Origin of the sequence: Corynebacterium sp. UMB0012, from assembly GCF_030216265.1 — a bacterium.
Lineage (GTDB): Bacteria > Actinomycetota > Actinomycetes > Mycobacteriales > Mycobacteriaceae > Corynebacterium.
In genome coordinates this window covers 39,248-63,859 of sequence record NZ_JASOKQ010000008.1, presented here as the reverse complement: position 1 = coordinate 63,859, position 24,612 = coordinate 39,248, and the positions used below count along the sequence as shown (strand labels likewise).

Annotated in this window: 17 protein-coding genes; 9 read left to right on the top strand and 8 right to left on the bottom strand. The window is 61.0% G+C overall.

The genetic code is table 11. The features are described from left to right. The first annotated feature begins 19 nt into the window (after positions 1-19). The 7 genes from QP324_RS05635 to QP324_RS05605 all read left to right on the top strand — a co-directional run bounded on the left by QP324_RS05635 (position 20) and on the right by QP324_RS05605 (position 12,967). Entirely contained in the window at positions 20-1,420 is a 1,401-nt protein-coding gene (locus QP324_RS05635; RefSeq protein ID WP_284814975.1) for an NAD-dependent succinate-semialdehyde dehydrogenase, read from the top strand. Positions 1,421-1,557: 137 nt separating this feature from the next. Continuing rightward, positions 1,558-3,504 (top strand): alpha/beta hydrolase-fold protein, encoded by a 1,947-nt coding sequence (locus tag QP324_RS05630; RefSeq protein WP_239274020.1) that lies wholly within the window; start codon positions 1,558-1,560, stop codon positions 3,502-3,504. Positions 3,505-3,506: 2 nt separating this feature from the next. Continuing rightward, positions 3,507-3,941, top strand: a complete 435-nt coding sequence (locus QP324_RS05625; protein WP_284814974.1) for a hypothetical protein — start codon at positions 3,507-3,509, stop codon at positions 3,939-3,941. A gap of 22 nt (positions 3,942-3,963) precedes the next feature. Beyond that, positions 3,964-4,878, top strand: a complete 915-nt coding sequence (locus QP324_RS05620; RefSeq protein WP_284766623.1) for a cutinase family protein — start codon at positions 3,964-3,966, stop codon at positions 4,876-4,878. 59 nt (positions 4,879-4,937) lie between these two features. Further along, positions 4,938-6,650 (top strand): AMP-binding protein, encoded by a 1,713-nt coding sequence (locus QP324_RS05615; RefSeq protein WP_284814973.1) that lies wholly within the window; start codon positions 4,938-4,940, stop codon positions 6,648-6,650. Between the two features lie 79 nt (positions 6,651-6,729). Next, positions 6,730-11,436, top strand: coding sequence for a type I polyketide synthase (locus QP324_RS05610; protein WP_284814972.1), 4,707 nt, complete (start codon positions 6,730-6,732; stop codon positions 11,434-11,436). Beyond that, positions 11,411-12,967 (top strand): acyl-CoA carboxylase subunit beta, encoded by a 1,557-nt coding sequence (locus QP324_RS05605; protein ID WP_284814971.1) that lies wholly within the window; start codon positions 11,411-11,413, stop codon positions 12,965-12,967. Before QP324_RS05610 ends, QP324_RS05605 begins: the two co-directional genes overlap by 26 nt. A 188-nt stretch (positions 12,968-13,155) precedes the next feature. Here QP324_RS05605 and QP324_RS05600 read toward each other — a convergent pair whose 3' ends face one another. From QP324_RS05600 to trmB, 5 genes are read right to left on the bottom strand one after another with little or no spacing between them, the layout of a single operon-like run. Then, complete coding sequence (locus tag QP324_RS05600) at positions 13,156-13,485, bottom strand: DUF3054 domain-containing protein (protein WP_239278585.1); 330 nt, start codon at positions 13,483-13,485, stop codon at positions 13,156-13,158. Continuing rightward, positions 13,482-14,498 (bottom strand): YbhN family protein, encoded by a 1,017-nt coding sequence (locus tag QP324_RS05595; protein ID WP_284814970.1) that lies wholly within the window; start codon positions 14,496-14,498, stop codon positions 13,482-13,484. Before QP324_RS05595 ends, QP324_RS05600 begins: the two co-directional genes overlap by 4 nt. After that, on the bottom strand, positions 14,499-16,652 hold the full coding sequence (locus QP324_RS05590; protein WP_284814968.1) for an MMPL family transporter: 2,154 nt from the start codon (positions 16,650-16,652) through the stop codon (positions 14,499-14,501). Between the two features lie 12 nt (positions 16,653-16,664). Then, positions 16,665-17,258, bottom strand: coding sequence for an NYN domain-containing protein (locus QP324_RS05585; protein ID WP_239278581.1), 594 nt, complete (start codon positions 17,256-17,258; stop codon positions 16,665-16,667). After that, entirely contained in the window at positions 17,259-18,035 is a 777-nt protein-coding gene (gene trmB / locus QP324_RS05580) for a tRNA (guanosine(46)-N7)-methyltransferase TrmB (RefSeq protein ID WP_239235640.1), read from the bottom strand. A 349-nt stretch (positions 18,036-18,384) separates the two neighbouring features. Between trmB and QP324_RS05575 the strand changes: the two genes are divergently transcribed. After that, positions 18,385-20,208, top strand: coding sequence for a phosphoenolpyruvate carboxykinase (GTP) (locus tag QP324_RS05575; RefSeq protein ID WP_284814965.1), 1,824 nt, complete (start codon positions 18,385-18,387; stop codon positions 20,206-20,208). A gap of 45 nt (positions 20,209-20,253) precedes the next feature. Here the strand turns inward: QP324_RS05575 and QP324_RS05570 are convergent, their stop codons facing one another. Then, complete coding sequence (locus QP324_RS05570; RefSeq protein ID WP_284814964.1) at positions 20,254-20,997, bottom strand: bifunctional 2-polyprenyl-6-hydroxyphenol methylase/3-demethylubiquinol 3-O-methyltransferase UbiG; 744 nt, start codon at positions 20,995-20,997, stop codon at positions 20,254-20,256. Positions 20,998-21,021: 24 nt separating this feature from the next. Here QP324_RS05570 and QP324_RS05565 point away from each other — a divergent pair, with 24 nt between their 5' ends. Then, positions 21,022-22,131 (top strand): glycosyltransferase family 4 protein, encoded by a 1,110-nt coding sequence (locus QP324_RS05565; protein WP_239278578.1) that lies wholly within the window; start codon positions 21,022-21,024, stop codon positions 22,129-22,131. Here the strand turns inward: QP324_RS05565 and QP324_RS05560 are convergent. Both QP324_RS05560 and QP324_RS05555 read right to left on the bottom strand, forming a co-directional pair. Continuing rightward, a complete protein-coding gene (locus QP324_RS05560; RefSeq protein WP_284814962.1) occupies positions 22,046-23,464 on the bottom strand; it encodes a hypothetical protein in 1,419 nt (472 codons plus the stop codon). The genes QP324_RS05565 and QP324_RS05560 overlap by 86 nt on opposite strands. Further along, a complete protein-coding gene (locus tag QP324_RS05555; protein ID WP_284814960.1) occupies positions 23,454-24,608 on the bottom strand; it encodes a DUF3068 domain-containing protein in 1,155 nt (384 codons plus the stop codon). Before QP324_RS05555 ends, QP324_RS05560 begins: the two co-directional genes overlap by 11 nt. Between the last annotated feature and the right edge of the window lie 4 nt (positions 24,609-24,612).

Sequence of the window (24,612 nt, the reverse complement as noted above, 5' to 3'; positions counted from 1 at the left end):
TGGGACTATACAGGGGCGCATGTTCGCTATTGAGAATCCAAACACAGGCAAGAGTGAAGACCAGTTTGAACGTATCGATGATTCGCAGCGCGATGACATTCTAGACCGCTCCACCGCGGCCTACGATGCATGGCGGACCACTCGCATCGAGGAGCGTGCTGCGGTTTTGTCCCGCGCGGCTGATCTTTATGAAGAGCGCATTGATGAATTAGCCGATCATATCGGCCGCGAGATGGGCAAGCTGACCCGTTGGGCCAAGGCTGAGGTACAGATTGTTGCCGATATTTACCGCTATTACTCCGAGCACGCGCACGAGCTGCTTGCCGACGAGTACCTGCCGGCACAGAATGCCGACAAGACCGTAGTGCGCAAGGAGCCGATCGGTCCACTGCTGGGCATCATGCCGTGGAACTTCCCGTACTACCAGGTAGCCCGCTTCGCGGCGCCTAATCTGCTGCTGGGTAACACCATTGTGCTCAAGCACGCTTCCATCTGCCCGCTGTCTTCCCAGGCGTGCCAGGACATTCTGGAAGAGGCTGGTCTGCCGAAGGACGCGTACATCAATATCTACGCTTCCGGTTCCCAGATGGATGCCTTTGTAGCGGATAAGCGCATCAAGGGTGTTTCGCTGACCGGTTCGGAGGCTGCAGGCTCTGCCGTGGCCAAGACCGCTGGCGAAAATTACAAGAAGTCCGTGCTGGAGCTGGGCGGCAACGACCCGTTCCTGATTATTGATGATCAGAACTTGGAGTGGGTACTGGATCAGTACAGCCTGATCCGCATGTACAACACCGGCCAGGCCTGCAACGCGCCAAAACGCCTCATTGTTCTGGAGGACTTCTACGACCGCACCGTGGAGTACCTGGAGAAGAAGATTGGGGACATGAAGGTCGGCACTTATGACGACGAGAATGCCGACATTGGTCCGCTGTCCTCCATCGGTGCTCGCGATGAGATTGTGGAGCGCCTGGAAAAGGCCGCGGCCAATGGTGACGCCAAGATTCGCGTAGGTGGTAAGAAGATCGATCGCGAGGGCGCCTACATGGAGCCTGCCCTGCTTACCGACGTCGACCCATCCGCCGACGTAGGCTGCAACGAGATCTTCGGCCCAGTGGCGATTGTCTACAAGGCCAAGGATGTTGAAGAGGCTATCGAGATTGCCAATAACTCGGAGTATGGTCTGTCCAGCTCCGTGTGGGGTACCGACCTGGATGCCGCATTCGAGGTAGCAAACCAGCTCAACGATGGCATGACGTTTGTCAACGAGGCGTCGGTAACCGCAGCAGGCCTGCCATTCGGTGGTGTGAACCGCTCCGGCTACGGCCGCGAGCTGGCACGCTGGGGCGTCGGCGAGTTTGTTAACGAGCACCTGTACCGCGTCAGCGGACAGGATAACCCGGGCAACTCCCCGGCAATGTAGCGGCGTGTCAGTCTAGCGTAAGTCTCAAGTTCAACTTAAACTTGAGCACACGATAGACAGCTCACGCCGCAGGCATCGGTCCGGGGGAGGGGAACCCTCGGAAAGGTACCGCGGCAAATCTTCAAGGATGTTTACCTATGCGCAAAAGCACTTCCCCGAGCAAAGCTCGCAAGGGCCTTGCAGTGGCCGCAGTACCTACCGCTATTGCCGTGGGTTTGGCTCTGCTGCCAAACGCCACCGCACAATCTTCCGTAGGCGATCTCTCTTCCGCAATCGGCGGCGATTCCAGCCTGTCCGATCATTTCGCGCCCAAGGAGCCGCCCGCTCGCACCCCGCTGAACACCGAATACCCGGATGTTAAGGGCCTGCCGGAGGGCGTGAAGATCAACCGCGTGGAGTACCTGACCAACCGCCACCTGATGGTCTACATCAAGTCCGCGGCTATGCCGGACAAAGAGCAGAAGGTGCAGATCCAGCTGGCTCGTGACTGGTACTCCCACCCGGAAAAGAAGTTCCCAGAGGTATGGGCGCTCGACGGCCTGCGTGCACGTGACGATGAGTCCGGCTGGACCATCGAGACCAATATTTTGAACCAGTACGCTGACCGTAACGTCAACCTGATTATGCCGGTTGGCGGCGAGTCTTCCTTCTACTCGGACTGGGAGCAGGCAGACCGCGGTAAGCGCTACATGTGGGAGACCTTCCTGACCAAGGAACTAATCCCCATTTTGGACAATGAGTACCGCTCGAATCACAAGCGTGCGGTCACCGGCCTGTCCATGGGCGGCACCGCCGCGATGAACTTGGCTGAGCGCAACCCGCACCTGTTCAACTTTGTGGGTTCCTTCTCCGGTTACCTGGACACCACTACGCGCGGCATGCCGGAAGCCATCATGGCTGCGCAGCGCGATGCCGGCGGTTATGATTCCCGCAAGATGTGGGGTGAGCCAGGTTCCCAAAACTGGATCGACCACGATCCGAAGCTGGGCATTGAAAACCTGAAGGACATGAAGGTCTATGTCTCTGCAGGTTCGGGCAAGGACGATTTTGGCAACGCCAACTCCGTAGCCAAGGGCCAGGCCAATCTCGCCGGCGTAGGCTTGGAGGTCATTTCCCGCATGTCCACCCAGACCTATGTGGACTACGCAAAGCGCGCCAAGATTAACCCAGTGATTAAGTTCCGCCCATCCGGCGTGCACAGCTGGGAATACTGGCAGTTTGAGATGCAGCAGGCATGGCCCTACATCGCAGATGCCCTCGAGATGGACAAGGCTGATCGCGGTGCGGACTGTGAGGCCATTGGTGCCATCGCCAAGGAAACCAAGAGCGGCGTCATTGGCTCTTGCTTGAATAACGAGTACGACGTCGCCAAGAAGGGCAAAGCCCAGGACTTCGAGTCTGGTACCGCTTACTGGTCCCCGGATACCGGTGCGCACGCCCTCTTCGGCCGCATTGGTGCACGCTACGCCGAAATCGGCGGACCTACCTCCTGGCTGGGCTTCCCTAAGACCGGCGAGTCTAAGACCCCGGACGGCAAAGGCCGCTTCGTGCACTTCGAGCACGGCTCCATCTACTGGTCCCCGGAGACCGGCGCGTGGGAGATTACCGGTGATATGTTCCAGGCCTGGGGCAAGAACGGCTACGAAAAGGGCGACCTGAAGTACCCGACCGGCTCGGTTAAGAAGGTCGGCGAGGGCTACATGCAGGAATTCCAGGATGGCATCCTGACCCGTAACCCGGATGGCTCCAACCAGGTAGTCCACGGCGCTATCGGCGCCAAGTACAAGGACATGGGCGGCGCTGAATCTGCGCTTGGCTTCCCGACGTCCGGTGAGAACGCCGTCAACGGCGGCTTCTTCCAAACCTTTGAGAAGGGCAGCATCTACTGGTCCCCGAAGACTGGTGCGCACTACATCTTGAAGAGCAAGATCATGGACCGCTGGGGCCAGGCTGGCTGGGAGCAGGGCGAGTTCGGTTGGCCTACCTCTGACTATTCCGAGATTGCCGCTGGCGGCCTGAGCCAGGAATTCCAGCACGGCAAGATCAGCGAGGTCCTCGGCCAGGTTCGGACCGAGAAGAAGTAGCAATGCGCAAGCTAGTAGTTGTGGGCGCGGCGCTGTGCTTGGGTCTTGCGGGCTGCGATTCCGCCACGGTGGATAGCGAACCGCCGCAAGAGACCGAGGTCGCGCCCCTCGAGCGGGAGTCCGAGGCCCCTTCCTCTTCTTCGGAGACGGCCACCTCTAAGTCGCAAGAAGACCGCGGTGCGCGCGAGATCTCTGAAATCCCGTCCGCTGAGGTGCCGGAACAGGACGCCAAGTACTTGGACAAGCTCAAGGACGCCGGCGTTAACGTCGATGGCGTAGAGGATCAGCTCCTTGGAGCCGGCAAAGCGGCTTGTGACGAGAATGAGGTCACCATTTCTGCGGTTGCTGGCCAGCTCATCGAGCAGCAGCGCGCCACGCAGAGTTTTGAGGAGCTTTCCCAGCTCATCAAGGATTCCGCACGTTCAGGGATTTGCTAGGTTTACCTGGTACAACTAATCCATGCGAAAAACTATTACCGTTGTCGCGGCCCTCGTCGTTTTAGCTGTCATCGGCGTGGGCGCGTCGCGTTACCTCAACCAAGGCACTGATTCCCCTGCTCCGCACACCACGGAGCAGGCTGCGCCGCCGCAACCGCAGCAGCCCGAGTGGTGCCCCCGTGTGGAGTTCATTTCTGCCCCGGGTACCTGGGAGTCCGCGGCTGACGACGACCCCATTAATCCTTCTGCGAACCCGCGCTCGTTCATGTTGTCTATTACGAAGCCGCTGCAGGAGGCCTACGGGGACGACGTGAAAGTCTGGACTCTTCCCTATACCGCGCAATTTAAAAACATTAATGCGCAACATGAGATGAGCTACGACGATTCCCGCAATGAGGGAACCGCCAAGATGAATGACGAGCTGCGTAGCGTTCACCAAAGCTGCCCAGCTACCAAGTTCATTGTGAGCGGCTTTTCTCAGGGGGCCGTGATTGCTGGCGACGTTGCCGATGAGATTGGTGGCGGCCAGGGCGTGGTTCCGGCGGAAAACATCGCAGGCGTGGCCCTTATCGCTGACGGCCGCCGTCAAAATGGCGTCGGGCAAAACCCAGGCCGCAAGGTGGGCGGTGTGGGTGCTGAAATTGCCCTTCAGCCGGTATCCGGACTGGTTCAGCCCATCGTGCCGGGGGCTTCCATGCGTGGTGCGCGCCAGAATGGGTTCGGTAGCCTCGCGGATCGCACTTTCCAGATTTGTGCGCCCAATGATTCGGTGTGTGATGCCCCGCCAAACGTGACTAATGCGCTAGAGCGCGCGCAGGGGTTGATTGCCGCGAATGGCGTGCATGCGCAGTACGCCTCTAATAGTGGCGTTATCGATGGCACGACTGCCAACCAGTGGGTAGTGGGCTGGGCCCGCCAGCTTATCGACGCCGCGTAACAACCATTCCCCCAACTCCGATAGTTTTATTACCGAAACCATTTACCTAAGGAGAATCGATGGATCTAAAAGCGCAGATGGGGCAGTTCTTAGCGCCCGAGTTCACCTTGGCCCAGTTGGCAGAGAAGCTCTTCCAAGCGGAGACCGACCCAGACCGCGTGGTGATGCGCCAGTGGATCTACGGTGAGGAAGAAACCTGCCGGGAGCTCACCCGCGCACAGGTCAATAACCGCATCAAGGTGGTGGCGGCGCGCCTGCAGCAGGTGGCAGAGCCGGGTACCCGCGTGGCTATCTTGGCTGGTAATTCACCAGAATACGTCTTCGGCTTTTTGGGCGCTCTATACGCGGGCATGGTGCCGATTCCGCTATATGACCCCAACGAACCGGGGCACTCGGACCACCTCAAGGCCGTATTTGGTGACTGCGAACCGTCCATCGTGGTGACTAACCGCGTATCGGCGGCGGCAGTGCGCACGTACTTTTCCGCTCAACGCGAGCGCCCGCGCATCATTTCCCTCGACGCCCTTCCTGATTCTTTGGCTTCCTCCTGGACTCCTGTGGAGGGAACCGCAGAAGACACTGCTTTCCTGCAGTACACTTCCGGTTCCACCCGCACCCCGGCCGGCGTGGAGCTCACCAATCGCGCGATTATTACCAACGTGGCGCAGATCTTCCAGGCACTGCAGCTGCAGATGCCTGCCCGCATCGTTTCATGGCTGCCGATGCACCACGATATGGGTATCATCCTTGCCGTATTCGTCACCATTTTGGGCCTCGACTTCGAGATGATGACCCCGCGCGATTTCATCCAGCACCCGGATCGCTGGGTCCGGCGCCTCACCGCGGGCAAGCAGGCCACCTATGCCGCCATCCCGAACTTTGCCTTGGAACTCGCCGCTCGCCATGCCAAGGATGCAGATTTCTCGCACGTGGGCGGCATCATTATCGGTTCCGAGCCGGTGACCGAATCGGCCGTGGACTCCTTCCTCGATGCCTTCAGCGTGGACCGTTCCGTACTGCGCCCGTCCTATGGTCTGGCAGAAGCGGCGCTTATTGTGTCTACCCCGCAAACTGACAAGCGCCCGGTCATCTCGCACTTTAACCGCGCGGAGCTAGCCGCAGGTCGCGCCGTCATCGAGGATAAATCCGATGGCACCGTTGCTTATGCCTCCAATGGACAGTGCGTTCCGCACCAGCACCTCGCCATTGTGGATCCGGAAACGCGCGCCGAGGTAAAGGACGGCGTTATCGGAGAAATCTGGGTCCACGGTCCCAACATGGCCACCGGCTATCTCAACCGCCCAGAGGAAACTGCTGCGACCTTCCGCAATACCCTGGGTGAGCGTCAACAGGATGGCCTGCCGGAAGACGATTACTGGATGGCCACCGGAGACTTGGCGGCCATCGTGGATGGGGAACTGTATATCACCGGCCGCCTGAAGGATCTCATCGTCATTGCTGGACGCAACCATTATCCGCAGGATATTGAGGGCACGGTGCAAGCCGCTTCCACGCAGGTTCGCCCGGATTCCGTTGCTGCCTTCTCCGTGGAAGGCAATGACTCTGAGTCCCTCGTCCTGCTGGTGGAGCGCGCCGATGATGCGCAGCCGTCCGGCGATGCCGAGGCCACCGAGGCCATTCGCACCGCGGTCACTGCCCACCATGGCATCACTCCGGATGACATCGTGTGGAAGGCACCTGGCGAAATCAACCGCACGTCCTCCGGCAAGATTGCGCGCCGCGTAGCCAAGAAGAACTATGTGGGATTCTGATATATCGCTAACAAAGTGACAAAATATAGCGATATACCCCTACGCCATTTAGTAATTTTCCGTAACGAAAGACCTTTTTATGACCATCGAGCAACTGCGAGCATGGCTGCGTGACTGGGTCGCCCAGGCCACCGGTGTTTCCGCCGAAGAGATCCTAGATTCCAAGCCTTTGGAAAATTATGGCCTCTCCTCGCGGGATGCTGTAGTGCTATCCGGCGAGCTGGAAAACCTTCTGGGCACCCGCCTCGATGCCACCGTGGCATATGAGTATCCCACCATCGAGCTGCTGGCGGACCGCCTGCTGAACGCACCTGCGGCGCCCCAACCAGAAGAGCACGCCCCGCGGATCGCGCAGGGATCCGACGTTGCGGTCATTGGTCTTTCCGGCCGCTTCCCGGGCGCCAAGAATGCCCAAGAGTTCTGGTCTATGTTGGCGGAATCCCGCGCAGGCACCGGCCCGTTGCCAGTGGGCCGGTGGTCCGAGTACTCCGCCGATCCGGTCATGAGTGAGAAGATCGCTCAGCAGAATACCGATGGCGGTTACCTTGAAGATATCGCCTCCTTTGATGCGGAATTTTTTGGCCTGTCCCCACTTGAGGCCGCCAATATGGATCCCCAGCAGCGCATCCTATTGGAGCTGGTGTGGGAAGCGCTAGAAAACGCCGGTATTCCCGCCAATGAGCTGCGTGGCACGCAGACCGGCGTGTACATGGGCTCGACCAATAATGACTACGGCATGCTCATCGGCGCGGATTCCGCCGAGATGCACCCGTATGCGCTGACCGGCATTTCTTCCGCCGTGGTTGCCAACCGCATTTCCTACGCCCTGGATTTCCGCGGCCCTTCCATCAACGTGGATACGGCCTGCTCCTCTTCCCTGGTTGCGGTGAATCAGGCGATGAAGGATCTGCGCACGGGGAGCGCAGACGTGGCGCTGGCAGGCGGCGTGAATATTCTGGCCGCCCCGCATGCGTCCACGGCGTTCTCGGAGTTGGGCGTTACCTCTCCAACGAGCGCCATTCACGCCTTTTCTGACGACGCCGATGGCATCGTGCGTGCCGACGCCGCCGGCGTCCTCGTGCTCAAGCGCTTGGAGGACGCAGAAGCGGACGGCGACGATATCCTCGCCGTCATCAAGGGCTCGGCCGTCAACTCCGATGGCCACTCCAATGGCCTGACCGCCCCGAACCCGGAGGCACAGGAGGATGTGCTGCGTCGCGCCTATGCTGATGCGGGCGTAAATCCGCAGGACGTGGACTATATCGAGGCCCACGGCACCGGCACCATTCTGGGCGATCCGATCGAGGCCTCCGCCCTAGGCCGCGTGCTCGGCGCGGGGCGTGGGGTCGATACTCCTATTTTGCTCGGCTCGGCCAAGACCAATATCGGCCATTCTGAATCCGCCGCGGGTGTGGTCGGCCTCATTAAGGTCATCCAGGCCATGCGCAATGACGTGATTCCGGCCAATATCAATTACTCGGCGCCGAACCGCTATATCGATTTCGAGGCCGAGCACCTCGAGGTAGTCGAGGATCCACGCGAGTGGCCCGAGTACTCCGGCCACAAGGTCGCTGGCGTATCTGGCTTTGGTTTCGGCGGCACCAATGCACACGTTGTGCTCACCGATTACCGCGGCACCCCGGCCGAGCGCGAGCCCCAGCTTTCCACCGAAACGGTGGCATTGCCGGTCTCTGGCCTATTGCCTTCGCGCCGGGCGCGCGCTGCGGCCCTGTTGGCAGACTTCATTGAAGCGGAAAAGCCCGCGCTTGTCGACGTCGCCCGGACCGTCGCTCGCCGCAACCACTCCCGTTCCCGCGCCGTCGTGACGGCTAGCTCCACCGAGGAAGCGGTCAAGCGTCTGCGCCAGGTAGCTGAGGGCAAGGTTTCCGTTGGCATCGCCGCTGCGGATTCCCCGCAGGTCCCGGGCCCAGTATTTGTTTACTCCGGTTTCGGATCCCAGCACCGCAAGATGGCCAAGGACATGATTGCGCTCTCGCCGCAGTTCAAGGCCCGCTTGGAAGAGCTCGATGCCATCGTGGACTTTGAGTCCGGCTGGTCCATCCTGGATATCGTCAACGACGACGCCCAAACCTATGACACCGAGACCGCCCAGGTGGCCATCACCGCCATTCAGATTGCATTGACGGACCTGCTCGCTTCCTTTGGCGTGCGCCCAGCCGGCGTGATGGGCATGTCCATGGGCGAGATCGCAGCGGCCTATGCCGCAGGCGGCATCTCCGCAGAGGACGCCATGGTTATTGCCTGCCACCGCGCGCGGCTGATGGGTGAGGGTGAGGCGTCGCTAAGCGATGCCGAGCAAGGAGCCATGGCCGTCGTAGAGCTCTCGGCCGAGGATATTGCCGCGCTCGACGGCAATATCGAACCCGCCGTGTATACCGGACCCGGTATGACCACCGTGGGCGGCCCCCGCCAAGAGGTGCTGGACCTGGTGGAAAAGCTCGACGGCGAGGGCAAGTTCGCCCGTGCGCTCAATGTGAAGGCCGCCGGGCATACCTCGGCCGTGGACCCCATCCTGGGCGAGCTGCATGCAGCCATCGCCGGCATGGAAGCCAAGCCGCTGCACACCCCGCTGTTTTCCTCCGTAGATAAGGGCGAGGTTTATCGTCCTGGTACCACCGTGCACGATGAGGATTACTGGCTGCGCATGACCCGCCACTCGGTCTACCTGCAGGATGCCACCGAGGCGGCCTTCAACGCCGGCCACACCCAGCTGGTAGAAATCTCACCGAACCCGGTAGCGCTGATGGGCCTCATGTCCACCGCCTTCGCCGTGGGCAAGGCCGATGCACAGCTGCTATATGCGTTGAAGCGCAAGGTGGATCCCACCGAGTCCTTGCTGGATCTGCTCAGCAAGCTTTATGTTGCCGGCATGCCGGTAGATTTTGGCGCGGTCTTTGGCTCTGGTGCGCGCGTAGAGGCGCCCTATACCCAGTTCAACCGCCAGCGCTTCTGGACCAACGCGCGTCCGTCGGCCGGCGTATCCGGCCTGCCGGGCGCACGCGTCAACCTGCCAGAGGGAAAGGTGGCCTTCTCTACCAATGCGGACCAGGCACCATCCGCGCTGGCCATCGTGGAGGCCGCGGCCGAGGCCGTCAAGCCTGGGGCGCGCATCATCGCCACCGAGGAACACGCCGACCTGCCACCGCGCGGTGAAGTCACCACGGTGGTAAGCCAGTCCATCGGTGGCATGTCCGTGGCCGTCTACGCTGTCCGGGGTGCGCAGACCGAGCTTTTGGCGGAAGGCTTCGCCTCCGCCTTGGACTTGGGCGCGGCGCCCATCCCGGGCGTGGCCGATGTGCCTGAAAGCGAGCCTGCAGCAACCGCAGAAGTTGATGCCGTACGCTGGGATCCTGCGGAGGAAACCGTGGAAGACCGCCTCGCGCTCATCGTGTCGGAATCCATGGGCTACGACGTCTCTGACTTGCCGCGCGAGTTGCCGCTCATTGACTTGGGCTTGGATTCCCTGATGGGCATGCGCATTAAGAATCGCGTGGAAAATGACTTCCAGATTCCGCCGCTGCAGGTGCAGGCGCTACGTGATGCCTCTTTGGCCGACGTCATTGCCATGGTGGAAGAGGCCGTAGCCGGCGGCAGCGTGGATACCAGCGACATTGCTTCTGCGGATACTCCTGCACCAGAAGAAGACGAACCCGGCCAGGGCGTCGGCGTTGCCCCGCGCGATGCCTCGGAGCGCATGGTCTTTGGCACGTGGGCTACCTTTACCGGTAAGGCAGCTGCGGGCGTTACCTCGGCGCTGCCTGAGGTAAGCGATGAGGTAGCGACCCAGATCGCCGAGCGCCTCACCGAGCGTGCCGGCATCGAGGTCACCGCCCAGCAGGTCCACGAGGCTGAGGCGCTAGAGACTTTGGCCGACCTCGTCCGGGAAGGACTGGAGACCGAGGTAGAAGGCAATATCCGCGTCCTGCGCGAGGCTGATGGTCCTGCCGTATTCATGTTCCACCCAGCTGGCGGCACCACTGTGGTCTACCAGCCGCTGACCCGCCGCCTGCCCGAGGACGTGGCAGTCTACGGCGTAGAGCGCATTGAGGGCTCGCTGGAGGAGCGCGCTGAGGCTTATATCGAGGACATCCTGCACTACGCTCGCGGCCGCAAGGTCGTGCTCGGCGGATGGTCCTTCGGTGGCGCGCTGGCCTACGAGGTGGCCTATCAGCTGCATCAGCGCACCCAATGCGGTCAGGATTCGGCGGACGTGGCGTTCATCGCGCTGCTGGATACCACCCAGCCGTCGAACCCAGCGCCGGATACCCCGGAAGAAACCCGTGCCCGGTGGGAGCGCTACGCGGCCTTTGCTAAGAAGACCTACGGCCTGGACTTCGAGCCGCCGTACGAGATGCTTGAGACCATGGGCGAAGATGCGCTCATGACCATGTTGGCGGAGTTCCTCGCTACTACCGACGCCTCTGAGCACGGCCTTGCCGCCGGCGTTCTGGAGCACCAGCGCGCTTCCTTCGTGGATAACCAGATTCTGGCCAAGATCGACTTCCATCGCTGGGCCGATGTCACCGTGCCGGTTCTGCTTTTCCGTTCCGAGCGCATGCACGACGGTGCGATTGAGCTGGAGCCGCGCTACGCTGAGATTGACCCCGACGGCGGTTGGGGAGTTATCGTTAAGGATCTAGAAATTGTGCAGCTGCAAGGTGATCACCTAGCAGTGCCCGACGAGCCGGCCATCGGCATCGTGGGCAAGCATATGGACGAATGGATCGAGGAGAAGATACGTGGCGGCCAAGCAGACAACCGCTGAGAAACTCGCTGACCTGCGCGAGCGTCTGGACAAGGCGCAGGACCCAGGCAGTGAGCGCTCCCGCAAGCGCCGCGACGAGGCTGGGCGCACCACCCCTCGTCAACGCATCAATGAATTGCTAGATGAGGGTTCCTTCGTCGAAACCGGCTCCTTGGGCAAGACTCCAGGTGACCCTGACGCCATCTATTCCGATGGCGTGGTCACCGGTTATGGCCGCATCTCCGGCCGCCCTGTGTGTATCTACGCCCACGATAAGACCGTGTACGGCGGCTCAGTCGGCGTGACCTTTGGTAAGAAGGTCACCGAGGTCATGGACATGGCCATCAAGATTGGTTGCCCGGTCATCGGTATTCAGGATTCGGGCGGCGCCCGCATTCAGGATGCAGTCACCTCGCTGGCCATGTATTCCGAGATTGCCCGCCGCCAGCTCCCGCTGTCCGGCCGCAGCCCGCAGATTTCCATCATGATGGGCAAGTCCGCCGGTGGCGCCGTCTATGCTCCTGTGACCACGGACTTTGTCATTGCCGTGGATGAGGAAGCAGAAATGTATGTCACCGGCCCGAACGTCATCCGTGAGGTTACCGGTGAGGACATCACCTCCGCCGAGCTGGGCGGTGCTCGCCAGCAGGAGCTCAACGGTAACGTCTCGGCGGTCGTCCCTTCCGAGGACGACGCCTTTGATATGGTCCGCGATCTCCTCGATCACCTGCCGCTGACCTGTTTTGATGAGGCGCCGGAGTTTGCTGCGCCTGCCGACGCCGAAGTGGCCGAAGACGAAGAGCTCAATGCCTTCATGCCGGATGACACCAATGCTGGCTACGACATGATGGACTTGTTGACCCAGTTGGGCGATGACGAGGATCTCATTGAGATTCAGGAGAACTTCGCGCCCAATATGATCACCGCTTTCGGTCGCATCGATGGCAAGACCGTTGGCTTTGTGGCCAATAACCCCATGCACCTTGCGGGCTGCATTGATGCCGACGCCGCCGATAAGGGCGCGCGCTTCATCCGCATCTGCGATGCCTATAATATTCCGCTGGTCTTCGTAGTGGATACCCCGGGCTACCTGCCGGGCGTGGAACAGGAAAAGGTGGGACTTATCCACCGCGGCGCCAAGTTTGCCTTCGCCGTGGTGGAAGCCACCGTGCCGAAGGTCTCGCTCATCGTGCGCAAAGCCTACGGCGGTGCCTATGCGGTGATGGGCTCGAAGAACCTGACCGGTGATATCAACCTGGCGTGGCCGACCGCGCAGATCGCCGTGATGGGTGCGGCCGCTGCCGTGGTGATGATTGCAGGTAAGCAGCTCGATGCCGCCGAGACCCCGGAACAGCGCGAAATGACCAAGAAGATGTTCATGGACTTCTATGATGAGACCATGACCGCTCCTTATGTCGCGGCCGAGCGTGGCTATCTAGACGCTATGATTCAGCCGAATCAGTCCCGCTTGGCGCTCCGTCAGGCACTGCGCCAACTGGCCACCAAGCAGGAAAGCGATCTGCCGAAGAAGCACACTATTGCGCCGATGTAATGCCTTGTGCTTGGATAGCATATAAAGAGCTAATCCTAGTGAAGGAGTTATTTATGATTTTGTCTAGCGCTGTGGATATCGTCAGCGAACTTATCGGTTTCATCGTTGATATTCTCAATCAGGCAGGCGTACCGGTAATCTCCAAGTAAGTGGAGCAAAAAATAAGGAGGGTTAAACCCTCCTTATTTTTATTTGCGGGCGAAAAGCCGCCAGCCAAAGAAAAATAGTGCGGACATCACCGTCGCTACGATAAGGAAGCTCCAGTGCGGCAGGCGGCCGTTGACAAGCATCCACAGCGCCATACCGCCCACGACGGTGCTCAGCCAGACGATTCCGCCTTCCTTCCACTTGCCTTGCGCTTTGGTAGCCAGGATGATGACCCAGCCGATAAGCGCGCCTACGGCCCAGGGCCAAAAGGCATCTACCCAGGTGGAAAAGCTCAATCCGCCGTGGGCGAGGCGGGCAGCCACGGCGAAGAGCATCAGGGCGATGATATCGATAATGGGGGCGATTCTCATGCGTTTTCCTTTCGGTTCAAGGCGGCGTAGGTAATGCCCTTGCGGGCATAGTGCCAGAAGTAGATTAGCCAGCCAATGATGGTGATCAAGGCAAAGGAGATAAGGCGGTAGATGATGGCCGCGCCGGTAGCGTCCACCGCGGTCATACCCGTGGCCACAAGAGTGGCGATGATCGCGGCTTCCACCGTACCGAGGCCGGCCGGCGTGACCTGAGCGGAACCGGCAAGCTTAGCGGTGAGATAGGCCAGCGCCACGCCGGCCATCGTCGTGGTGTCCTCGCCCGCGTGCAGCGCTGGCAGGTGGCCGGTAACGGCCCACACACAGCCCCATAGCGAGACCATATCGATCAGGCGGTTGGCCAGGGAGTAAAAAGATACCCAGGCGAATTGGCGGCGGGTGAGGTGTACCTCTTCCAGATTCTTGACCTGGTCTACGAGGGCCTCGCGCTTGGAGCCTTTAATGAGCTTCTGGCGGTTGAGCCAGCGAATGATTTTATCCGGGTGATTGGTCAGCCAGAAGAGGCCGCCAGAAAGCGCCAGCATGAGCACCAAGGTGCCGATGAGGGACCAGAGCGCCATATCCGCGTTCAGAAAGAGCACGCCGCCCAAGCCAATGAGCACGAGCCACATCGTGGAAATTGCAGAGGACAGCACGAAGAACCAGCCACACAGCATGACGGACGCGCCCCATGTGCGCTGCACGTAGAAGGTGAGGATGGCGGAAAAGGCCGGGCCGGCCGGAAGAGTGGTGGACCAGGCATTAGCGGCCAACGTCAGTGCTGCGGTTTCTGCGGCCGGCACCTTGATGCCGCCGGCTCGAATGAGCAAGCGCATGACCTCGCCCATGGCGAGTACCGCCACGATGGAGGCGATGACTACGAGTACTATCGCAGCGGGATCGGAGTGGGACAGCCGCGAGAAGCCTTCGCGCAGGAAGTCCAGCTCATCGCGGAAGACATAAACCAAGACCAGCAGGACGATGAACGAGGCGATGAGGCGCAGCCAATTCTTCACTTACTTACCCCCTTCGAGGCGTTTTTTGAGTTCAGTGAAGGGAACAGTCTTGCCGCGGTGCGTCGCACCGCCGGTCAAGGTGGTGGTGGCGTGGCGCAGCCAGCTAGGGGCCCACCAGTTATCCTCGCGCAGCAAGTGCATGACGGCCGGGACGAGGAGCATGCGGACAATGGTGGCGTCGATAAGCAGGGCAAAAATCATGCCGTAGGCAATGTATTTCATCATCACGATATCGGAGAAGCCGAAAGCGCCGGAGACCACGATCATGATGAGCGCCGCTGCGGTAATAATGCCGCCGGTATGCGCGGTGCCGGCCGCAATGGACTCGTCGGTAGAAGCGCCGCGCCGGCGGGCCTCCACCATGCGGGAGACCAAAAAGACCTCGTAATCGGTGGACAGGCCGTAGACAATGGCGATGATGAGCACCAGGATCGGGCTCATGAGCGGGCCGGGCGTGAAGTTGAGGAAGTCCGAGCCCAAGCCGGCAACAAACATCAGCGTCAAGATGCCCAGCGTTGCGCCCAAGGTCAGCAACGTCATCACAATGGCCTTGAGCGGCAGTACAAAGGAGCCGAAGACAAGGGCCATGAGCAGGAATGTAGCCAGCACCACGTAGAGCGCCATCCACGGCAGCGTGTGGAAGAGTGCATCGAGGGACTCCACCTCCATGGCGGGAGTACCGCCCACGTAGAGGTTCACACCCTCAGGGGCCTTGACCTTTTCCAGTTCGTGCACAATCTTCGCGTAATCATCGCGGTCTTCAATGCCGGCGGAAAGGACGGTAGTGCCGTCCTTGGTGGCAGTCGTCGGCGCCATGGGCTCGGTGAGGCCGTCGAGGCCGCGGACCTGCATGACGACGTCGACAAGCTGCTGGTTCGAGGCATTTTCTACCACGAGCTTGACCGGCTCCGTGCGGAAGGCCGGGAACTCTTCGTTGAATTTATCCTGTGCCACGCGGGTGTCCTGGTCAGGCGGCAGGTAAGACTCGTTGATGCCGCCAAAGGTGATGCTCATAATGGGCAGGGTCAGGGCAATGAGCAGGCCGCATACCGCGATGGTCAGCCCGCGGGCATGGCGCATGGCCCAGCGCGGGAGCTTATACCACCAGGTGTCCTGAATAGTGCGTGCCGTCCGCGAGGTGCGGCGCACGGACCAGGTATCGATCTTGGGGCCGAGCATGCCAAAAATGGACGGCAGCACGGTGACCGAAAGGAGCGCGGCCAAGCCGACTGCAGAAATGGACCCATAGGCCACGGATTTCAGGAAGGCTTGGGGGAAGAGGAAGAGACCGGAAAGCGCAACGGCGACCATGGCTGCGGAGAAAACCACAGTTTGACCGGCTGTCGCGGTGGTGGTGGCCACCGCCTCCTCCGTGGAGCGGCCCTTGTCCAGCTCTTCGCGGAAGCGCGAGACCATAAAGAGGCCATAATCGATGGCTAGGCCAAGCCCCAGCAGCGTGACGACGGCCTGGGCAAAGACATTGACCTGCGAGAAGCCGGCCAGGATGGACAAGATGCCCAAAGAGCCCAAGATGGAGAGGCCGCCGACCACCAGCGGCATGCAGGCCGCGACGACGGAGCCAAAGACCACCAGCAGGAGAATACCTACCAGTGGAAGGGCGGCCTTTTCGGCGCGGGAAATATCGTGGGACATTCCCTCATCCAAGGCATCAGCAACCGCCGTGGCACCCGCAATCTCCACCGGTGCGGTGGTATCCGTGAGAGCGCCCTCGATGGCGCGGAAATCCTTCAGCGTCTGCTCATCATCGCCTTTCAGGCCGATAGCGGCGAAAGCCAGCGAGTGATCAGCATTGACCAGGTTCGGGTTCTTCGTGTCGAAGTAGCTGGTCACCGAGTCAATCTGGTCCGGATACTCCGATTTCAACTGCGCCAAGTGCTGCTTGGCAGCATCGAAGTTCTCATCGGGGGAATGGAAGAGCAAGATGACATCGCCGGAGTTATCGCGGCCGAATGCTTCCTGCTCGATCTGGGCCGCGCTTGTCGACGCCGCATTGGGATCCTCCCAGCCCTCCTGGCTCATGCGGTCTTCGAGCTGCAAACCAAAGCCGATAAAGAGCGCAAGGATAGCGGCGACGATGACGGCGGGGATGAGCCGGCGGTGCGCATAGGAAAAACGTCCCCATTTTTCAAACATTGGGGCAGCCTCCTAGCGGTTATTAAGCAGCGCAGCCAGGGGACGGAATGGCTGCAGCCATGCACCACCCTCAGGCAGGTTATCCAGGTTCACGCGCGGTAGCGGCTCGCGGAATACACCCTCGATATCTTCCAAGTCCACAAAATTGATATCTGCGTGGCCTACGGCCCACGCGGCATGCTCATGGAAACCGAGGACCGTCACCGGAAGGCCTGCCGCGATGAGCTCTTCCAAAGGTTCCTGGAAATTCTGGCCATCGGCGGAGGCAACAATCACGCCGGCTAGATCCTCACGGAGGCTTTCGATGTGGTCAAGCATATCCGGATCCACGTCATCATCTTCGTGGATCTTGGGCTTGGCAAAAACGCCGAAGCCTACGTTGCGGATGGCTTCTACCCATGGGCGGATGACATCGGCGCCGCCCGGGGTGACATTAGTAAAGACATCGGCGCGCGGCTCCGCATCAACGTCCTGGGCAAGGTGTACCAGCCAGCGGCCGATGGCGTCGAAGCGCGGGCGGTGTGCGGCGGTGGGGCGGCCACCGAGCAGGGAGCCCAGGCCCATGTCCATATTGGGCGCATCCCAGACAAGTAGGTAGGTGCTCATTTATTTCTTCTCCCAGAGATACTCCGTGATGACGTGTTCTTTATCTAGGCCCTTGCCCTCAAACTTGGTGATGACCTGACGATCCACCAACTGCGGGCACTCTGGCCACGGCCAGCCCTTGTAATCCAAGCTCGGCTCTACGTCCACAAGCTCGTCGATCCACTCGGCGTATCCGGCGTGGTCGGTAGCAACGTGCAGCACGCCGCCCTTCTTCAGGCGGGAAGCAAAAAGGTTGAGTGTGCCCGACTGGATGATGCGGCGCTTATGGTGGCGGGCCTTTGGCCAGGGATCCGGGAAGAAGACGCGGATGCCATCAAGGGATTCCGGCGCAAACATGCGCACCATGACCTCGATGCCATCGCCGCGAATCATGCGGATATTGTCGATGCCCTCGCGCTCGATCTGGCCCAATAGCTTGGCCAAGCCCGGCTTGTAGAGTTCGACGGCGATGATATTGGTATCGGCCTCCTTCGGCGCCATGGCAGCGGTGGAGGTGCCGGTACCGGATCCGATTTCCACGATGGTCTTGGCGCCGCTGCGGCCAAACCAGGAATCGAGGTCAATGACCTCGTCTTCCAGCGTGCGGCCTAGTTCTGGCCAGCGCTTTTCAAAAAGCTCATGCTGATTTTCGGTCAGCGTGCCGCGGCGGAAGGTGACGTTGCCCAGGCGTGGGTAGTCAAGCTCGTTGTCGAATACGGCATTGAAATCGGTCTGTGGCGGGCGTCCTGGAGGCATTTCTCCAGCGCGGGTGTTTTGAGAGTTATCTGTGTTATTCATTGCGGCCTATTTTTCCCTGCTTAGCCCTGTCAAGCAATACGCCGCGCCGGGGATCACGTGTGGCGAAGCCAATCCTGGTATAACCAGTGGGCCCGGTTGGGGGTGGAAGATTATCGTTTTGGTTGCCGCTAGGGAGGGGAATAGACCCCCAGACAGGGGGATGGGAAAAGGCGATTTTTAACACAGTATCTGTGGTTGCGCTTGGTGAAGTTCTGGTAAACGCGGTGGATATAACCGGTGTGACAAAATCTGCGCAAATTATTCGGACAAGCACGTTAATCTTGAGGTGAAAGGCACAGTTGGGGATTTATTTCCCCAATTTTCATACCCACCCTCAGGAGAATTACTAATGACCGCCACTATCCCAGGGCTCGTCGGAGAGCTGCCGACTAAAAACGAAAAGCTTATCGGCTGGATCAGCGAGAACGTTGAGCTCTTCCAGCCGGACCAGGTGGTCTTTGTAGACGGCTCCCAGGACGAGGCTGACCGTTTGGCCGCAGAGCTGGTGGAAAAGGGCACGCTTATCAAGCTGAATGAGGAAAAGCGCCCTAATTCCTACCTGGCTCGCTCCAACCCTTCCGACGTTGCCCGTGTGGAATCCCGCACCTTCATCTGCACCGAGCACGAAGATGGCGCTGGTCCTACTAATAACTGGGCACCGCCTGCTGCGATGAAGGAGGAGATGACGGAAGCATTCCGTGGTTCCATGAAGGGCCGCACCATGTACGTGGTTCCCTTCTGCATGGGTCCGATTAGCGATCCGGAACCGAAGTTGGGCGTGCAGTTGACTGACTCCGCCTATGTGGTGCTCTCCATGCGCATCATGACCCGTATGGGTGCGGAAGCCTTGGACAAGATTGGTACCGACGGCGATTTCGTCCACGCCCTGCACTCCGTGGGTGCCCCACTAGAGCCGGGCCAGGAAGATGTTGCGTGGCCGTGCAATGACACCAAGTACATCACCCAGTTCCCTGAAACCAAGGAAATCTGGTCCTACGGCTCCGGATACGGCGGCAACGCCATCCTGGCGAAGAAGTGCTACGCGCTGCGCATCGCTTCTGTCATGGCCAAGGAAGAAGGCTGGATGGCTGAGCACATGCTCATCCTGAAGCTCACCAATCCAGAAGGTAAGAAGTACCACGTTGCAGCCGCCTTCCCCTCGGCGTGCGGCAAGACCAACTTGGCCATGATTACCCCAACCATTCCGGGCTGGAAGGCTGAGGTCGTCGGTGACGATATTGCCTGGCTGCACCTGCGCGAGGACGGCCTTTACGCAGTTAACCCGGAAAACGGTTTCTTCGGCGTGGCCCCTGGTACCAACTACGGTTCCAACCCGATTGCCATGCAGACCATGGAGCCGGGCAACACCATCTTCACCAACGTTGCGCTTACCGACGACGGCGATGTCTGGTGGGAGGAGATGTCCAAGGAGGCGCCAGAGCACCTCATCGACTGGACCGGCGAAGACTGGACTCCGGAATCTTCTACAAAGGCAGCGCACCCGAACTCTCGTTACTGCGTCCCGATTTCTCAGTGCCCGAGCGCCGCTCCGGAGTACGACGACTGGCAGGGCGTGAAGATCGACGCCATCCTCTTCGGTGGCCGCCGCAAGACCACCGTTCCGCTGGTGACCCAGGCCTTCGACTGGAACCACGGCACCATGATCGGTGCCCTGCTGGCTTCCGGCCAGACCGCTGCAGCAGAGGGCAGCGTCGGCACCCTGCGCCACGATCCGATGGCTATGCTGCCGTTCATTGGCTACAACGCTGGTGACTACTTGCAGCACTGGATCGATATGGGTGAAAAGGGTGGCGACCGCATGCCGTCTATCTTCCTGGTTAACTGGTTCCGCCGTGGCGACGACGGCCGCTTCCTGTGGCCGGGCTTCGGCGAGAACTCCCGCGTGCTCAAGTGGATCATTGACCGCATTGAGGGCAACATTGAGGCCGAGGAAACCGTCGTGGGCCACACCGCCCGCGCCGAGGATATCGACCTCGAGGGCATCGACTTCGATATCGAGGACGTTCGCGCCGCTCTTGCCGTCAACCCGAAGGACTGGGAAGGCGATATGCAGGATAACGCCAGCTACCTCAACTTCCTGGGCTCCCGCGTGCCGTCCGAGGTGTGGGACCAGTTCCACGCCCTGAAGGAGCGCGTAGAAAACGCCTCTTAAGAACCAGGCTTAACTAGCCCCCAGCGACGTCAGCGTTGTTGGGGGCTACATTTGTAACACCAACGTCAGGTTAGACACCGCAAACTCCCGCACCCCTGGTACACGGGTGAGCCACCAAGCCCAGCTGGGATGGTAGCGGGGGAAGGCGAGTTTGAGCGCGCCGGTGCGCTGGGCCCAGGCAAGGCCGGCGGAGCAGGGGACGTCGAAAAGCGAGGTGCCAAAGACGTTTTTGGGTGGATGTCCGTGGCGGCGGGTATAGCGGTTGCGGGCAAAGTCACCGCCAATGTAGTGCTCCCACAGGCCGGTTTCGTGGCCGCCAAAGGGGCCAAGCCACACCGTGTAGCTCAGGATGGTGAGGCCACCGGGGCGGGTCACGCGCAGCATTTCCTCGCCCATATCCCAGGGATTGGGGATGTGCTCGGCCACGTTGGAGGAATAGACCACGTCAAAGGAATTATCGGCAAAGGGCAGATTGGTGCCATCGCCGCGCACGGAATTGCTCAAGTGGATACCGGCCGCAGACATCTCGCCGGCATCCGGCTCCAATCCCACGTAGCGGGCGCCGCGCCGGGCAAAGGCGTCCGCAAAATAGCCTGGGCCGCCGCCGACATCGAGCACCCGTGCCCCAGAAAGCTGCACGCCCAGGTCGCGGCCGAGGTTCTCCACCAGCGCGGCCGTATCCTCCGCGAGCCCGCCGTAAAAAATCTCCGGGCGCGTCTGCTCAAAGCGGAAGGAACATAGCAGCTGAATGGAGCGGCGGAGCGTGGCCATCTCACGGGTATGTCTCATAACCCACTAGGCTAATACCTCACGATGAAGATTCTTTTACTATGCTGGCGCGATTCCACCCACCCGCAAGGCGGTGGCTCGGAGCGCTACTTGGAGCGCGTGGGCGAGTACCTGGCAGCCCAGGGCCACGAGGTGGTCTTTCGCACCTCCAAGCACATGAATGCCGCGCGCCGGGAGGTGCGCGACGGCGTGCGCTATAGCCGCGGCGGCGCCAAATTTGGCGTGTATCCGCGTGCCTGGGCGGCGATGCTGGCCGGCCGCCTAGGGCTGGGGGACCTGCGCGGAGTGGATGCGGTAATCGATACCCAAAACGGCATCCCCTTCTTCGCTCGCCTGGTGTCCGGGGCGCCGACGGTGCTGCTTACTCACCATTGCCACCGTGAACAGTGGCCGGTGGCGGGTCCCCTCTTGGGCCGGCTCGGTTGGTTCCTTGAGTCCCGGGTGGCCCCGCGCGTGTATCGCGGCGCTCCCTATGTCACTGTGTCTGAGGCCTCCCGCGAGGATTTGGAGGCGCTGGGTATTAAGGGCGCGCACATCATCGCCAATGGCCTGGACCCGGTTCCGGACCATGTTCCTTCCCTGGAACGAGAGGCCGAGGTGCACCTGGTCACGCTCTCGCGCCTAGTGCCACATAAGCAGATCGAGCATGCCATGGATACGGTGGCGCAGACCCCGGGCGCGGTCCTGGACGTCATCGGCTCCGGCTGGTGGGAGGCTAACCTGCGCGCCTATGCCGAGGAGCATGGGGTAAGCGATCGCGTGCGCTTCCGCGGCCAGGTGACCGAGGACTATAAGCACGCTTTGCTGGCCCGTGCCGATGCCCTGCTGATGCCCTCGCGCAAAGAGGGGTGGGGTTTGGCAGTAATGGAGGCAGCCCAACATGGAGTCCCCACTGTAGGTTATACATTTGGCCTGCGTGACAGCGTTATTAACGGCAAGACCGGCATCCTGGTAGAGCGCGAAGAGGACTTCGTCGCGGCCACCAAGCAGCTGCTTGCCGACGCCCCACTGCGCCGCACCCTCGGCTCCAACGCGCGGGATTTTGCCGCTAGCTTCTCGTGGGAGAAGACCGGCGAGCAGTTCGCGGAATTGCTGCAAGGGCTAGTAGCGGACACGCCATCCACAAAGCGGTAAGCGCCCACGGAACCTGCGGCCGCGGCGCGTTCGTTTCCGCGGCTATGGCACCGTCCACCACGACTACGCCAATGCCGATCTCGGCCAACCGGTCCATATCGTGCTCTTCCCACGCGCGCAGTGCCGCGCGGTACTGCGGCGAGGCTTGGTCCACCACGGTCCCGTCCACGCTCAATTCTCCCGATTCCACCATGGCTACCGCCTTGGAATAGGGGTCGACGGCCACGCCGCCGGGAACCTCCACGAGGTTGGCGCGGTCTGGGAAGAAGGCCACTCGGCCGTCAATCGCGCGCACCAACTGCTCATCTATCCCCGTATCCCGCGGCGCGAACACTGCGAGGCGTCCCGGAACGGGCAGCAGCTGCACGGTCGCAGCCACGGTTGCCAGTGCCGCTGGCAGATTCGGCAGCGCCCCCAGCGAGGCCACATAGAGCGGCAACGCCAACATGGTCAGTTTCCCGCTATCGCGCAGCAGCGCCGCCCCCGGTACGTGATCGATGGACCACACCAGCGCGCCGGGAACCAGCCAGAAGAACATCGCCCCGCCAAGCCCCATCGCCGCGAGGACGCTTAACCGCGCGGGAACCCGCCACGCCCCGAGCAAGGCGATGACTGCCACGATGACACCGCACACAGCGAACCCGATGGCCGCTTCCGCATTCCATATGCCGCCGAGTCGCAGCAGCGCGCCCGCGGTGCCGACGTAGTCTTCCGCCCGCGGGCCAAACGCGGCCACCGCCGCTGCGGTATCGCCGGGTGCGGCGGGATTGAACATGCCCGGAATGGCCCACGGCAAACACAAGATCACGCCGCCGAGGGCTACCCGCTTGCGGCAGGTCACCGCCGCGGTCACCACGGCAAAGAGACCACCCGTAGGGGTAAGCGATGCTCCCCACATAGCCAGCCACGCCACCCAGCTGCGTTGTTTTCCGGCCCACGCGATGACCGGCAGCAGCCACGCAGCCACCGCAAGCGACCACTGGCCCTGCAAGAGACGCTCGATGACGAAGGGATTGGCCACCGCCACCGCCATCGCGCTCACCGCGGCGACTGTAGAGCGTGCCCAGCGCGCCGCGGTGAGCGCGGAGGACGCGGCGGCGGCAAAAATGAGCACCCGTGCCGCCCACGCGCCGCCCCCGAGAGCAAGGAAACCGTCCTGCGGTGCATTGCGGGCGGGCAGACTGCCGCCACCAAAGGCAGAAGGGGAAAGCGCCGGATGGTCAAGCAACGCCATATCGCGCCACAAGAACTCGCCGGGCAAGGCAAAGGGCCAGCACACCGCGGCCACGAGGAGGGTGCCCCAGATAAGGAGTAAAAGACGCCTAGCCTTCACGGTGGCGGCGCATGTACATATAGGCGGCACAGAGCAATAGACCAACGCCGATGGCCTTGCCGGCCCAGCCGACCACCATCAAGGCGCGAATGGTGCGAATGACCGGACGCACCTCATTCAGGCGCTCCGCCCGGGTCTCATCGGACCAGCGCAAATCGGCGGCAAAGATGGAACGGTCCTCTGTATCATCATTCGCCACCATGGTGCCGGCCTGCTTTTCGTCCGCGGCGAAGAAGATTTTGATGTTCTCGCGCAGGTCCACCATGGTGCCGGTGGTGGGCTCGACGGAGATATCGCGGCCGATGGTGTAGAAGGGCTCCACCGTGACCCGGTCAGTGGCATCTAGGCCGAGGAGTTCGCGCGACTCGGCGTCGTAGAACCGCTTCGCTGGCCCGGAGATGCGGAAATCCTTGGCCGCTAGTTGCTTATCGCCGGTGCCGGTATCGACCTCGGCGGTAATGCTTTTGCGCATATCAGCCAAGGAAATGGGCTGGATATCGTGGTGGAAAGAATAGGTAGGGATACCGTCGAGCTTTTCCGTCGTGGTGAAGTCCACCGCTGTGGAGGATTGCGTCGCTAGATCGAAAAACGGATAGGAGCGCTGCTCGGTACCGGAGGGAAAGAAGTAGTTGATTCCATCGCGCTCGAAGCCGGTACGGGCCATGCCGGTATCCAGCGCCGGTAGGACAAAGTCCCATTTATCCTTTGGCGCAGCGACTGGGTAGGTGGACTCGCGGTTCAACACGGAATGCTCCGTGATTTGGGCAAGGGGAGTATTGCCGGCGAGCAGGCGAGAGAGCGAATCGGAGTTAGCGAGCGCATCATCTTCTGCCACCTCAGAGGTGGTGGTATTGCGCTCGATAGTAAGCAGGTCGTGGTGCAGGTAGCACCACATGGGTGCCTGCTTTTCCTGGCACTGCGGGTCTTTGCTATCGCCGGTGGCTTTGGCCCCAGCGATGAACTCGGGCGCATCCATCCATACGCCTGACGACGGCGCGGTGACGGTGTTGATGTTTTGGTCGAAGGCCAGCGGACGAGTCTGATTGTTATACAGCGGCGGCACCACGGTGCCCAGCACCAAGAAAATGACGGCGGCAATGACAACCCACGCCAGTGGCGAGCGTGGCCAAAGGTAGCGTTTCATTGCA

Coding starts and splice junctions, on each gene's coding strand:
- QP324_RS05575 (WP_284814965.1), top strand. CDS start 18,385: ATGACCGCCACTATCCCAGGGCTCGTCGGAGAGCTGCCGACTAAAAAC.
- QP324_RS05610 (WP_284814972.1), top strand. CDS start 6,730: ATGACCATCGAGCAACTGCGAGCATGGCTGCGTGACTGGGTCGCCCAG.
- QP324_RS05565 (WP_239278578.1), top strand. CDS start 21,022: ATGAAGATTCTTTTACTATGCTGGCGCGATTCCACCCACCCGCAAGGC.
- QP324_RS05555 (WP_284814960.1), bottom strand. CDS start 24,608: ATGAAACGCTACCTTTGGCCACGCTCGCCACTGGCGTGGGTTGTCATT.
- QP324_RS05590 (WP_284814968.1), bottom strand. CDS start 16,652: ATGTTTGAAAAATGGGGACGTTTTTCCTATGCGCACCGCCGGCTCATC.
- QP324_RS05620 (WP_284766623.1), top strand. CDS start 3,964: ATGCGAAAAACTATTACCGTTGTCGCGGCCCTCGTCGTTTTAGCTGTC.
- QP324_RS05570 (WP_284814964.1), bottom strand. CDS start 20,997: ATGAGACATACCCGTGAGATGGCCACGCTCCGCCGCTCCATTCAGCTG.
- QP324_RS05625 (WP_284814974.1), top strand. CDS start 3,507: ATGCGCAAGCTAGTAGTTGTGGGCGCGGCGCTGTGCTTGGGTCTTGCG.
- QP324_RS05600 (WP_239278585.1), bottom strand. CDS start 13,485: ATGAGAATCGCCCCCATTATCGATATCATCGCCCTGATGCTCTTCGCC.
- QP324_RS05585 (WP_239278581.1), bottom strand. CDS start 17,258: ATGAGCACCTACCTACTTGTCTGGGATGCGCCCAATATGGACATGGGC.
- QP324_RS05635 (WP_284814975.1), top strand. CDS start 20: ATGTTCGCTATTGAGAATCCAAACACAGGCAAGAGTGAAGACCAGTTT.
- trmB (WP_239235640.1), bottom strand. CDS start 18,035: ATGAATAACACAGATAACTCTCAAAACACCCGCGCTGGAGAAATGCCT.
- QP324_RS05615 (WP_284814973.1), top strand. CDS start 4,938: ATGGATCTAAAAGCGCAGATGGGGCAGTTCTTAGCGCCCGAGTTCACC.
- QP324_RS05630 (WP_239274020.1), top strand. CDS start 1,558: ATGCGCAAAAGCACTTCCCCGAGCAAAGCTCGCAAGGGCCTTGCAGTG.